This window comes from Kitasatospora sp. NRRL B-11411, assembly GCF_000721345.1.
In the GTDB taxonomy this organism is placed as follows: domain Bacteria; phylum Actinomycetota; class Actinomycetes; order Streptomycetales; family Streptomycetaceae; genus Kitasatospora; species Kitasatospora cineracea.
In genome coordinates this window covers 45,130-56,683 of record NZ_JOGH01000085.1, presented here as the reverse complement: position 1 = coordinate 56,683, position 11,554 = coordinate 45,130, and the positions used below count along the sequence as shown (strand labels likewise).

Annotated in this window: 14 protein-coding genes and 1 riboswitch; of the genes, 11 read left to right on the top strand and 3 right to left on the bottom strand. The window is 74.8% G+C overall.

Translation table 11 applies throughout. The features are described 5' to 3' along the window. Together IH44_RS41565 and IH44_RS0128720 are read left to right on the top strand one after the other, a co-directional pair. The coding region (locus IH44_RS41565; RefSeq protein WP_030462665.1) for a hypothetical protein at positions 1–652 on the top strand (652 nt) is incomplete at its 5' end. A 135-nt stretch (positions 653–787) separates the two neighbouring features. Beyond that, positions 788–1,411, top strand: a complete 624-nt coding sequence (locus IH44_RS0128720) for a SurA N-terminal domain-containing protein (protein ID WP_051817436.1) — start codon at positions 788–790, stop codon at positions 1,409–1,411. Positions 1,412–1,425: 14 nt separating this feature from the next. On the opposite strand, the gene IH44_RS0128715 is transcribed toward IH44_RS0128720, so the two are convergent. Then, positions 1,426–1,692, bottom strand: coding sequence for a response regulator transcription factor (locus IH44_RS0128715; RefSeq protein ID WP_051817433.1), 267 nt, complete (start codon positions 1,690–1,692; stop codon positions 1,426–1,428). A gap of 45 nt (positions 1,693–1,737) precedes the next feature. Next, entirely contained in the window at positions 1,738–1,917 is a 180-nt protein-coding gene (locus IH44_RS0128710) for a hypothetical protein (RefSeq protein WP_030462662.1), read from the bottom strand. Between the two features lie 161 nt (positions 1,918–2,078). Between IH44_RS0128710 and IH44_RS0128705 the strand changes: the two genes are divergently transcribed. From IH44_RS0128705 to IH44_RS0128680, 6 genes are all read left to right on the top strand, one after another. Continuing rightward, positions 2,079–3,110, top strand: coding sequence for a helix-turn-helix domain-containing protein (locus IH44_RS0128705; protein WP_030462661.1), 1,032 nt, complete (start codon positions 2,079–2,081; stop codon positions 3,108–3,110). Positions 3,111–3,293: 183 nt separating this feature from the next. After that, positions 3,294–3,704 carry a hypothetical protein gene (locus IH44_RS0128700; RefSeq protein WP_030462660.1) on the top strand — a complete coding sequence of 137 codons (411 nt, stop codon included), beginning with the start codon at positions 3,294–3,296 and terminating at the stop codon, positions 3,702–3,704. Between the two features lie 91 nt (positions 3,705–3,795). Beyond that, positions 3,796–3,999: a hypothetical protein gene (locus IH44_RS0128695; protein ID WP_030462659.1), complete on the top strand. Its 204-nt coding sequence runs from the start codon at positions 3,796–3,798 to the stop codon at positions 3,997–3,999. Between the two features lie 98 nt (positions 4,000–4,097). Beyond that, positions 4,098–4,967 (top strand): JmjC domain-containing protein, encoded by an 870-nt coding sequence (locus IH44_RS0128690; RefSeq protein WP_051817431.1) that lies wholly within the window; start codon positions 4,098–4,100, stop codon positions 4,965–4,967. 55 nt (positions 4,968–5,022) lie between these two features. Beyond that, positions 5,023–5,898: a JmjC domain-containing protein gene (locus tag IH44_RS0128685; protein ID WP_051817430.1), complete on the top strand. Its 876-nt coding sequence runs from the start codon at positions 5,023–5,025 to the stop codon at positions 5,896–5,898. 74 nt (positions 5,899–5,972) lie between these two features. Further along, positions 5,973–6,968, top strand: a complete 996-nt coding sequence (locus tag IH44_RS0128680) for a MazG family protein (RefSeq protein ID WP_030462656.1) — start codon at positions 5,973–5,975, stop codon at positions 6,966–6,968. A gap of 15 nt (positions 6,969–6,983) precedes the next feature. Here IH44_RS0128680 and IH44_RS0128675 read toward each other — a convergent pair whose 3' ends face one another. Continuing rightward, complete coding sequence (locus IH44_RS0128675) at positions 6,984–7,403, bottom strand: SDR family NAD(P)-dependent oxidoreductase (RefSeq protein WP_081967186.1); 420 nt, start codon at positions 7,401–7,403, stop codon at positions 6,984–6,986. A gap of 156 nt (positions 7,404–7,559) precedes the next feature. Between IH44_RS0128675 and IH44_RS0128670 the strand changes: the two genes are divergently transcribed. From IH44_RS0128670 to eno, 3 genes are all read left to right on the top strand, one after another. Further along, positions 7,560–8,804, top strand: coding sequence for a cytochrome P450 (locus IH44_RS0128670; protein WP_030462654.1), 1,245 nt, complete (start codon positions 7,560–7,562; stop codon positions 8,802–8,804). Between the two features lie 232 nt (positions 8,805–9,036). Beyond that, a riboswitch (cyclic di-AMP (ydaO/yuaA leader) is annotated at positions 9,037–9,235 on the top strand. 3 nt (positions 9,236–9,238) lie between these two features. Beyond that, a complete protein-coding gene (locus IH44_RS49530) occupies positions 9,239–9,904 on the top strand; it encodes a transglycosylase family protein (protein WP_030462653.1) in 666 nt (221 codons plus the stop codon). A 290-nt stretch (positions 9,905–10,194) separates the two neighbouring features. Then, the gene (gene eno / locus IH44_RS0128660) at positions 10,195–11,475 is read left to right on the top strand and encodes a phosphopyruvate hydratase (RefSeq protein WP_030462652.1); all 1,281 of its coding nucleotides are present in this window, start codon (positions 10,195–10,197) and stop codon (positions 11,473–11,475) included. The last annotated feature ends 79 nt before the right edge of the window (positions 11,476–11,554 follow it).

Genomic DNA, 11,554 nt, shown 5'->3' with positions numbered 1-11,554 from the left:
GCCCACCCCGCTGCTCGTCCCGCCACCGGCCCCGCCGACACCCCCGCCCCCCGCCCCGCCGCTGCCGCCCGCGCCGCCCGCCCACCCCGGGGCGGAGACCCTCGGCGCGGCCTGCGCCCGGCTCTCCGACCTGGTCGACGCGGGCCGGCACACCGAGGTGCTCGAACTGTCCGCCCGCCTGCTGCCCCGGGCCGCCGCCGAACAGGGCGAGGGCGCACCGCTGGTCCGCACCGTCCGCGCCATCCGGGCCCGCACCCTGCTCGCCGGACAGCGCTGGGCCGAAGCCCTCCCCGAACTGCGCCAGCTCACCGCCACCGCCGCCCCCGGCGACCCCGCCGTCCTCGACCACCGCCGGCACACCGCCCGCTGCCTCGAACACCTCGGCCGCCCCGACGAGGCGCTCGCCGAGTACCGCGCCGTGCTGGCCGCGCTCCCGCCCGACTCCCCGCACACCGTCGAGGTCCGCGAACGCACCGGCCTGCTCCTCGCCGCCACCGGCCACCCCGAGACCGGCTGGCACGGCCTGCTCGAACTCCTGCTGGAGACCGAACGCCTGCACGGCCCGCACCACCCCGACGTCCGCCGCCTGCGCACCCACCTCGAACACCTCGGCCGCCACCGCACCACGACCGACAACCCCTACGCGACCTGACGCCACACCGGTCAGGGCCCTCCGGCGCGCCGGAGGGCCGCGGGGGTCTGGCACCCGGGGGCGGGGCTCAATATTGTTCGTCCCAGCCGTACGCAGAGCACCACCGGACCGCGCTCCACCGCCCAGGAGGCCCCAGTGATCCGCACCAGCTCCCCCCGCCGACCGCTCGCCGCCCTCGGCGCCGTGGTCGCCGCCGCCGCGCTCACCGCCTGCGGCGGCGCACCGGCGCACCAGGGGGCCGCCGCCGTGGTCGGCGGCGACCGGATCAGCATCGCCCAGGTCGACGCCCGGGTCGCCGCGGTGCGGGCGGGCGCGGCGCAGAGCGGGGCCGCCGCCGAGGAGCAGCCCGGCCTGGCCCGGCACGCCGTCTCCGACCTGGTGCTCGGCAAGGTCGTCGCCCGCGCCCTGAGCGACCGTCAACTGGACGTCAGCCAGAGCGAGATCGACCGGGCCCGGGCCGCGGACGCCAAGACCGTCGGCAGCGAGGCCAAGCTCGCCGAACTGCTGCGCGCCAAGCAGGGCGTCCCGGCCGGCGACATCGACGGCTTCTACCGCCAGCAGATCGGCCTGATGAAGCTGGCCGGCGGCCAGGACCCGAGCGGCGCCGACGGGGACGCCGCGATCCGCAAGGCGCTGGTCGACGCCGGCACCGCGCTGCACATCGAGGTCAACCCGCGCTACGGCAGCTGGGACACCGCCCGGATCGGCCTCGCCGACAGCACCGAGGACTGGCTGCCGAAGACCGTCCGGACGTCCTGACCGCTCCGGCCCGTTCAGTGCGCCCGGACCGCCGCGCCCCCCGCCGCCGGGGCGCGGTGCCGGGCGTCGTGGGCCAGCAGCGCCAGCTGGACCCGGTTGGTGGCGCCGGTCTTGGCCCGGATCCGGCGCAGGTAGGTGTCGACGGTGTGCGGGCTGAGCTGGAGCCGGCGGGCGATCGCCGAGTAGGTGGCGCCGTGGGTGAGCAGTTCCAGGACCTGGTGCTCGCGCCGGCTGAGGCCGTCGGTGAGGTCCGGGGCGGGGAGGGGCGGAACGGTCGACATCTGCGGTCCCTTCGTCGGGGCGGGTCGGCGGGGGAGCGGCGCGGCTCAGCTCAGCGGCTTGCACAGCGGCAGGTCGCAGCCGCCCCAGGAGGTGTCGCCGTCGGAGGCCACCGCGGTGACCGGGGCGGGCGAGGCGGCCGAAGCGGCCGAGGCCAGCACGGGCGCGGCACCGAGCAGGGCGGCGAGCAGACCGGCGAACGCGACAGTGCGAGCGAACCGCTTCATGGCAGGGTCCTCCTGGGATGTGGAAGGGGGGATCTCTCGGCGGTCCGGTTCCCGATCGGAGCACCGGCGCCCGGGAACCAGCATGGCCACCCGCCCGCGTCCGAACCATTGTCCGGACACCTCACCAACTGCTCTGGCAGCAAGATGACCTGGGGACAGAAATGGACCTAATACCCCGAACCCCCGCACCGGAGGCCGGTTTCGTCCCCGATCCGGCCGACGTCGCGGCCTACTCCTGGGTGCAGGAGCACGGCCGGCTCGACCCGGCCGCCCTCGCCGCGCACCTCGAACGCCAGGGGCTGGACCCGGCCGGCGCCGCCGCCGCGCTGCGTCGCCTCGCCGACTGGCGGCTGATCCACCCCGACCCGGCCGACCCCGCCCGCGGCCACGCGCTGCCCCCGCAGAGCGCGATCGCCGCCCTGGCCGCCCCGGTCGAGGCCGAGATCCAGCGCAGCCGGGCCGAACTCGCCCACCGCCAGGCCCTGGTGTCCGCGTTCCTGCCGCACCACCGGCAGGCCGACCGGGGCGCCGTGGACGGCACCGGCGCGATCGAGGTGATCGCCGACCTCCCCGGCGTCCAGGCCGCCCTCGAACGGGCCTCCGCGGCCTGCCGCAGCGAGGTGCTCACCATCCAGCCCGGCGGCAGCTCCCGGGTCCCCGCCGCGATGGAGGCGGGACTGCGCCGGGACCGCGCCCTGCTGGGCCGCGGCGTGCGGATCCGCACCCTCTACCACCACACCGCGCGCTTCCACGGCCCCAGCCAGGCCTACGTCGAGGCCGCCACCGCGCTCGGCGCCGAGTACCGCACCGCGCACGAGCTGTTCGGCCGGCTGATCGCCTTCGACCGCGAACTCGCCTTCCTGCCGCTCAGCGACGGCTCCCCGGGCGCCCTGGTGGTCCGTCAGGAAGCGCTGCTGGCCTACCTCTGCGACATCTTCGAGCAGGCCTGGACGCTGGCCCGCCCGTTCGCCGCCGCCGCCGAGGACGGCCTCGAACAGGTCTCCCAGGAACTCGACCGCACCATCGTCCGGATGCTCGCCGCCGGGCTCAAGGACGAGGCGATCGCCCGCCGCCTCGGCATGTCGCTGCGCACCGCCCGCCGCCACATCGCCGACATCATGGACGAGTTGGGCGCCGAGAGCCGCTTCCAGGCCGGGGTCGCCGTGGCCCGGGCCGGCCTGCTCGACGACTGAACCGCGGCCGGACGTCCGTTGAACCGCCGCCCCGCCGTGTCACGCGGTCCCGGGACCTGACCCCCGGGACCTGACCCCCGGGACCGCTTTCCCGTGACTGTCCGCCGACCGCGCCGCGCCGCACCATTGTTCTCAGCGGGGCACACCGGGCCCCACCGGGACGGCGGAACGGAGGCGAACGCGATGCAGTGGGGACCGGAAGAGGCCAGGCCGGCCGACCCGGCCCGCGAAGTCGCCGCCTTCCTCCACCGCCGGCTCGGCAGCGGCCCGGCCCTGCTGTGGACCGAGGGCGACCCCCCGGACGGCGAACCGTCCGGTGCCGCCCCGGCGCACCGGGCGGCCCGCTGGGCCGACACCCTGCGCCGGCTCCTGGGCCGGGCCGTGGAACCCGCGGGTGAACTCACCCCGGGCGAGGGCAGCGCCCTGCTGCTCTTCCAGCACCACGGCGCCTGCCAGGTCCGGCCCACCCCGGGAAGCGACCAGGGCCTGCGCCTGCGCCCCGGCCAGTGGCTGCTGCTGCCCCCGGGCTGCGGCTGCCACCTCAAGTGCCGCCCCGGCGCCGAACCGCTGGCGCTCCGCATCCCGACCGCCTGACCGCACCACCCCCCGGGCCCGCGCCGGGGCGACGACTGCCCCGCGCCGACCGAAAAATCCCTTTCACCCCTTTCCCGAATGGAGTTCCGTCATGGGCGTCACCACCTCTGAGTCGACCTCGAAGTTCGCCGCGCTGGCCCGTCAGGCCGCGCTGTCGGTGGCGGTGGCCGCCGCGGTGGGCGGTGCGGTGTTCGCGCCGGCCGCCGCCGCGCAGGCCGCCGAGGCCGGGACCGTCACGGCCGCGGGCCACGCCACCCCGAACGGCTGCGGCGAGTGCTACCCGGACGTCATCTGACCACCGCTCCACCTCCCGGGGCCGCCGGCGGCCGTCACGCCGCCGGCGCCCCGAGCGCCCCGCACCACCCACCCCCGTACCGGAGAGGAACCACGGCCATGGACTGGCTGGCCCGCTGCGTCGACGACCCCGAGACCTTCCTGCGCACGCACTGGCGCCAAGGCCCGGTCCTGCTCCGCCCCGCCGACCCGCCCACCGAACTGCTCACCGTCCAGGGCCTGTTCGACATCATCGACGAGGGCACCCTGCGCAACCCGTACGCCGGCCTGTTCACCGCCGACGGCACCGTCTCCGAGGCCGACTACTGCCCGCCCCGGATCATCGCCGGCCGCACCCTGGACGGCTGCCTCGACCCGGAGCGGGTCCGCGCCCTGATCCGCGACCGCGACGCCACCCTGCAACTGCGCTACCTCAACCACTGGCACCCGGGCGTCCGCGCCCTGACCGCCGGCCTGTCCGAGGGACTGGGCCGGCTCACCGAGGCGTTCCTGTTCTACTCGCAGCCCGGCCGGCACGGCCCCGTGCACCGCGACGAGGGCGACATCCTGGTCATCCAGCTCAGCGGCACCAAGCACTGGCAGGTGTACGGCGGCCCCACCCACCCGGGCTGGCAGCCCGTCCGCGAGGACGACCCGGGCCCGTGCCTGCTGGAGACCGAGGTGCACCCCGGCGAGGTGCTGTACGTGCCCAACGGGTACGCCCACACCGCCCGCGCCACCGAGGCCGGCCCGTCCCTGCACCTGACCGTCGCGCTGCGCGAGGCGTGCGCCGTCCACCTGCGCACCCAGCTGCGCAGCCTGCTCTCCGAGGGCCTGGAGCTGCCCGCCCGCCCGATCGACGAGGACACCCTGCTGCAGACCGGCGCCGACCTGCTGGAGCACCTGCGGGCCCGGCTGGCCACCGCCACCCCCGAGGACCTGGTCGCCGCCGCCCGGCAGGCCGCCTACAGCAGCCGCCCCACCGCCTGACCCGCCGTCATCCCACCCGCCCGAGGGCCCGTCCGCACCACGAGGAGAACCGACCGTGACCGACACCTGGCTGAGCCGCTTCGTGGCCGACGAGGAGCAGTTCCGCACCGCGCTGTGGCGCACCGCCCCGGCCGTGCTGCGCCCCGCGCACCCGCCGGTGGACGTGCTGCCCGCCGCCGAACTCGACCGGCTGCTCGACCACGGCCTGCTGAAGGCCCCCTACCTGGGCCTGGTGCAGCGCGACACCCACCTGCCCGACGCCCGGTTCTGCCCGCCCCGGGTGGTGCTCGGCGAACTGGTCGGCGGCTACGCCGACGGCCGGGCCGTGCGCGCCCTGATCCGCGACGAGCAGGCCACCCTGCTGCTGCGCTACGTCGACCAGTGGCACGACGGGGTGCGCACCCTGTGCCGCGGCCTGGCCGCCGAACTCGGGCGCCAGGTCGAGGCGTTCTACTTCCTGACCCCGCCCGGCACCCAGGGCCGCCCGGTGCACCGGGACGACGCGGACGTGTTCGTGGTGCAGCTCTCCGGCGCCAAGCGCTGGTGGGTGCACGGCGGCCCGGCGGACGGCAACTGGGTGCCGGAGCGGGAGGACGGCGACCCGGGCGAGGTGCTGCTGGACACCGTCCTGCGGCCCGGCGAGGTGCTGTACGTGCCGCGCGGCTTCGCGCACCGGGCCCGCGCCGAGGAGGGCGCGCCGTCCGCCCACCTGTCGCTGACCGTCCGGGAGGTCGCCAGCGCCAACCTGTACACCGTCGCGCAGAGCCTGCTCGCCGACAGCTGCGAGCTGCCCGGCCGCCCGCTGGACGACGCCGCGCTCACCGGGGCCGCCGCCCGGCTGCTCGACCACGCCGCGCAGCTGCTGGCCGAACTGACCCCGGCCGACCTGCTGGCCGTCACCCGGCAGGTCATGCTCCAGCCCGCGGCCTGACCGGCCGGAGCCGGCCGCGGGCAGGTGCCCGGTGGCGCCCCGCGCGGCGGGCCCGGCCCGGTAGGTTCGACCCCGTGGAGACTCCGAAGTTGACCCTGCTGACCACCACCCACCGCATCGCCCCCGGCCTGCTGTCCTGGCCCGCCTGGGAGGCCCTCCGGTCCGCCCCGAAGGTGCTGGCCGGTGTCGCGGACCACCCGCAGCTGGCCGCGTTGCGCGCGGCGGGCGTCGAACCGCAGGTGGTCGAGCGCGGCTCGGCCCCGGCGCTGGCCCGCCGGCTGCTGGCCGAGGCCCCGGCGCTCTGGCTGGAGAGCCCGGACGGCGACCCGGGGCTGACCGACGCGCTGGCCCGGATCGCGGTGGAGGAGGCCGGCGAGCACCCGGAGATCGAGGTGCTGCCGGGCTCGTACGACCTGCCGGGGGCCCGGCTGCTCGACCTGGTCGCGGTGATGGACCGGCTGCGCTCGCCCGGCGGCTGCCCCTGGGACGCCGAGCAGACCCACCGGAGCCTGGTGAAGTACCTGGTGGAGGAGGCGTTCGAGCTGGTCGAGGCGATCGAGGAGGACGACCGGGAGACGCTCCGGGAGGAGCTCGGCGACGTGCTGCTCCAGGTGTTCTTCCACTCCCGGATCGCCGAGGAGGACGCCGCGGACCCGTTCTCGATCGACGACGTCGCGGGCGACCTGGTCGACAAGCTGATGTACCGCCACCCGCACGTGTTCGGCGACGTGAGCGTCTCCGGCTCGGCCGAGACCGAGGCCAACTGGGAGCAGCTGAAGGCCGCCGAGAAGCAGCGCGAATCGGTGCTGGACGGCGTGCCGGCCGGCCTGCCCGCGCTGGCGTACGCGGCGAAGCTGGTGTCGCGGGTGCGCCGGGCGGAGTTCACCGGCGTGCCGGACGCACCGTACGAGCTGCCCGCCGAACTGACCGCGGAGTCGGCCGGGCAACTGCTGCTGGCGATCGCGCAGCGCGGCTACGACCGGGGCGTGGACGTGGACGCGGCGCTGCGCGCGGCGGCCCGCCGCTACCGTGCGGCGGTCCGCTCCGCGGAGGGCCTGCCCGAGGAGTGAGGAAGGGGACGGCGCCTAGCCGGCCAGCGGGACGTCCGCGACCGGGCGGCGCTGGGGCGGGACGACCTCGCCGATGGCCTCGCCGACCAGGGTGAGCAGTTCGGCCAGCGGGTCGAGGTGGCCGGGCAGGTCGGCGAGCTGGACGATCCGCTCGCCGTCCGGGCCGGCCACCGCGAACAGGTCGATCGGACCGAGGTGCTTGACGGCGGTGTCGACCAGCGCGGCGAGGTCCGCGGGGTGGTGGACGTCGCCGGAGACGCCGACCACCGGGCAGCCGGGGCGGTCGAGTTCGGCGGCCAGGTCCTCGGCGATGCCGGGGCGCAGGTCGGCGATGAGCAGCCCGGCGGCGCCGGCGGCGGAGAACCGGCGGGCCAGGTCGGCCCCCGAACCTCCGTCGAGCACCGCGATGACCACCACTGCACCGGCTACTCGCATGGCCTGCTCCCCTTTCCGAGGGCGAACCCGGGGCCGGCCCGCACGCCGCCCACTGTGGTTATCGGAGGATCGTAGGCTCGCCCCGACGCTCCGCAACAGGGATTACCCACCAGGTGACCAGACTCACGCGGTGGTCCTTCCAGATACGGTCAAGACATGCCAGACCAGCCCCACGCCGCCCACCCGCAACTCTTCACCTGGGAGTTCGCGGCCGACCCCTACCCGGCGTACGCCTGGCTGCGGGAACACGCCCCGGTGCACCGCACCACCCTGCCGAGCGGGGTGGACGCCTGGCTGGTCACCCGCTACGCGGACGCCCGGCAGGCGCTGGCGGACGCCCGGCTCTCCAAGAACCCGGCGCACCACAGCGAACAGGCCCACCGCAGCGGCCGGGTGGGCATCCCCGGCGAGCGGCAGGCCGACCTGATGACCCACCTGCTGAACATCGACCCGCCCGACCACACCCGGCTGCGCCGGCTGGTCTCCAAGGCGTTCACCCCGCGCCGGGTGGCCGAGTTCGAGCCGCGGGTGCGGGAGATCACCGACCGGCTGATCGACTCCTTCGCGGCCCGCGGCGAGGCCGACCTGATCCACGAGTTCGCCTTCCCGCTCCCCATCTACGCGATCTGCGACCTGCTCGGCGTCCCGGCCGAGGACCAGGACGACCTGCGCGACTGGGCCGGGATGATGATCCGCCACACCGGCGGTAAGAGGGGAGGGGTGGGCCGGGCCGTCAAGCAGATCCGCGGCTACCTGGCCGACCTGATCCACCGCAAGCGCGCCGACCTCGGCGACGACCTGATCTCCGGCCTGATCCGGGCCAGTGACCACGGCGAGCACCTGACCGAGAACGAGGCCGCGGCGATGGCCTTCATCCTGCTCTTCGCCGGGTTCGAGACCACCATCAACCTCATCGGCAACGGCATGTACGCGCTGCTGCGCAACCCGGACCAGCGCGCGCTGCTCCAGCAGTCGCTGGGCCGCGGCGAGTCGGCCCTGCTGGAGACCGGGATCGAGGAACTGCTGCGCTACGACGGCCCGGTGGAGCTGGCGACCTGGCGGTTCGCCACCGCGCCGCTGACCATCGGCGGGGTGGACGTCCCGGTCGGCGACCCGGTGCTGGTGGTGCTGGCCGCGGCGGACCGCGACCCGGCCCGGTTCGCCGCCGAGAACACCCTCGACCTGGCCCGCCAGGACAATCCGCACCTGGGTTTCGGACACGGCATCCACTACTGCATCGGCGCCCCGCTGGCCCGGCTTGAGGGGCAGCGCGCGATCGGCAGCCTACTGACCAGGCTGCCGGACGTTCGGCTGGCCGCCGATCCGGCCGAGCTGCGCTGGCGGGGCGGGCTGATCATGCGCGGTCTGCGCGACCTCCCGGTCTCCTTCACGCCCCGCTGACGCCGTTTCAGCACCCGCGACACGCCGCCGCGCAGGGCCGACGACGCGCCGGGGCGGGGGCGCGCGTCGCACGCCCGTCCGGGACGAACCCGGACATACCTGGATCGTTCGTGCACGTGGAGAAATCATCCGTGATTTCGGCGTGATCATGGTGATATGAGCTTGTGATTGCTCGTCAGCTTTGCTTACTCTCCGACATGCCCGCAGCTGCGGGCCCCGATCGCGGCACGCCGAGTCCTGTCCGCCGCGTCCTCGGGCCACCGACCAGGTACCGGACAGGAGTGGGGGAACCAGTGTGAACGCCGTGGTCCCAACGGCTTGGGGTGAAGCCGCCGGGCAGCGGGCGCAACCGCGTCCGAACCGTCCGGCGGCCGGGCCAGCCTCCCGGTCCGAACCCGACAGCTCACCTCGCAGGCGTGCGGAGAGGATGTCCCGTGCTGTTCACCAACACTGCTCGCCACCGCCGTAGTACCAAGGCCGAGAAGGTCGTCGTCGCCGCCGGCGCGGCCTCGATCGGCCTGGCACTGCCACTGCTCGCCGCCACCGGAGCGGCAGCCGCCTCCGCCGACACCTGGGACCGCGTGGCCCAGTGCGAGAGCGGCGGCAACTGGAGCACCAACACCGGAAACAGCTTCTACGGCGGCCTGCAGTTCACCTCCTCCACCTGGCGCGCCTTCGGCGGCGGCCAGTACGCGGCCCGCGCCGACCAGGCCAGCCGCTCCCAGCAGATCGCGGTGGCCGAGCGGGTGCTCGCCTCCCAGGGCCCCGGCGCCTGGCCGGTCTGCTCCAAGCGGGCCGGACTCGCCAAGGGCGGCGCCCCCGCCGACGTCTCCGCCGACACCGCCTCGCGCTCCGAGGAGCGCCCCACCGCACCCCGCGAGCCCGCGAGGAAGCCCGCCGCCCGGCCCCAGGCGGCCCCCCGGGACGACGCCCCGCAGAACGCCGCCGGCGGCTACACCGTCCAGGACGGCGACACCCTCTCCGGCATCGCCGTCGCGCAGCGGGTCTCCGGCGGCTGGGAGCGGATCTACCGGGCCAACCAGCAGCTGATCGGCGCCGACCCCGACCTGATCGTGCCCGGCCAGGTGCTCGCGCTCTGACGCCGCCGACCCGTTCCGGGTCCGGCATCCGGGACGCGAGGACCGGAGCCTGACGAGGCTCCGCCGCCGCCCTGACGAGGGCCGCGTCCCCTGACGCTCCGTCCGCTCCCGGCGCGCGCCGAGCAGTTCGCGCCACCGGGAGCGGTGGAACGGCCGTCAAACAGGTGAACTACCAGTGAGTAGCCGGGCCACACCGTGAGACGGGGCCCGGCCGGGCGTGGCCGCGGGGCGCTGTGCGGCTAGGCTCTGGTCGTAACGACCACACATCCGCTTCCGCTAGGAGATGCCTCGTGCCGTCCATTGATGTCGTCGTAGCCCGTGAGATCCTCGACTCCCGCGGCAACCCCACGGTCGAGGTCGAGGTCGGTCTCGACGACGGCAGCACCGGTCGCGCGGCCGTCCCGTCGGGTGCCTCCACCGGTGCCTTCGAGGCCCTGGAGCTCCGCGACGGCGACAAGAACCGCTACTTCGGCAAGGGCGTCGAGAAGGCCGTCCTCGCCGTGATCGAGCAGATCGGCCCCGAGCTGGTCGGCTACGACGCCACCGAGCAGCGCCTCATCGACCAGGCCATGCTCGACCTGGACGCCACCCCGGACAAGTCCTCGCTCGGCGCCAACGCCATCCTCGGCGTCTCGCTCGCCGTGGCGCACGCCGCCTCCGAGGCCAGCGACCTGCCGCTGTTCCGCTACCTGGGCGGCCCGAACGCCCACGTGCTGCCCGTCCCGATGATGAACATCCTCAACGGCGGCTCGCACGCGGACTCCAACGTCGACATCCAGGAGTTCATGATCGCCCCGATCGGCGCGGAGTCCTTCTCCGAGGCCGTCCGCTGGGGCGTCGAGGTCTACCACACCCTCAAGGGCGTGCTGAAGGAGCGCGGGCTCTCCACCGGCCTGGGCGACGAGGGCGGCTTCGCCCCGAACCTGGACTCCAACCGCGAGGCCCTCGACCTCATCACCGAGGCCATCAAGAAGGCCGGCTACACCCCGGGCAAGGACGTCGCGCTCGCCCTGGACGTCGCCGCCTCCGAGTTCTTCGAGGACGGCGCCTACCAGTTCGAGGGCAAGGCGCTCTCCTCCGCCGACCTGATCGCGTACTACGCCGAGCTGGTCGCCGACTACCCGCTGGTCTCCATCGAGGACCCGCTGGACGAGTCGGACTGGGACGGCTGGAAGGCCATCACCGACGCGATCGGCGACAAGGTCCAGCTGGTCGGCGACGACCTGTTCGTCACCAACCCGGAGCGCCTGCGCAAGGGCATCGAGACCGGCACCGCCAACGCGCTGCTGGTCAAGGTCAACCAGATCGGCTCGCTCACCGAGACCCTGGACGCCGTCGAGCTCGCCCAGCGCAACGGCTACCGCTGCATGATGTCGCACCGCTCCGGCGAGACCGAGGACGTCACCATCGCCGACCTCGCCGTCGCCACCAACTGCGGCCAGATCAAGACCGGCGCCCCGGCCCGTTCCGAGCGCGTCGCCAAGTACAACCAGCTGCTGCGCATCGAGGAGATCCTCGACGACGCCGCCGAGTACGCGGGCCGCTCCTCCTTCCCCCGCTTCAAGGGCTGAAGGCACTGAGCCTGTTGTGACCGGTGCCCCGGCTCCCACCGCGTAGGGTGGGGCCGGGGCACCGGCATGCGCAGGAGGG

What these genes read in the sequence shown, in the direction of transcription:
- IH44_RS0128670 (WP_030462654.1), top strand. Translation starts at nt 7,560, where the DNA reads ATGCCAGACCAGCCCCACGCCGCCCACCCGCAACTCTTCACCTGGGAG.
- IH44_RS0128710 (WP_030462662.1), bottom strand. Translation starts at nt 1,917, where the DNA reads ATGAAGCGGTTCGCTCGCACTGTCGCGTTCGCCGGTCTGCTCGCCGCC.
- IH44_RS0128700 (WP_030462660.1), top strand. Translation starts at nt 3,294, where the DNA reads ATGCAGTGGGGACCGGAAGAGGCCAGGCCGGCCGACCCGGCCCGCGAA.
- IH44_RS0128705 (WP_030462661.1), top strand. Translation starts at nt 2,079, where the DNA reads ATGGACCTAATACCCCGAACCCCCGCACCGGAGGCCGGTTTCGTCCCC.
- IH44_RS0128690 (WP_051817431.1), top strand. Translation starts at nt 4,098, where the DNA reads ATGGACTGGCTGGCCCGCTGCGTCGACGACCCCGAGACCTTCCTGCGC.
- IH44_RS0128675 (WP_081967186.1), bottom strand. Translation starts at nt 7,403, where the DNA reads ATGCGAGTAGCCGGTGCAGTGGTGGTCATCGCGGTGCTCGACGGAGGT.
- IH44_RS0128715 (WP_051817433.1), bottom strand. Translation starts at nt 1,692, where the DNA reads ATGTCGACCGTTCCGCCCCTCCCCGCCCCGGACCTCACCGACGGCCTC.
- IH44_RS0128695 (WP_030462659.1), top strand. Translation starts at nt 3,796, where the DNA reads ATGGGCGTCACCACCTCTGAGTCGACCTCGAAGTTCGCCGCGCTGGCC.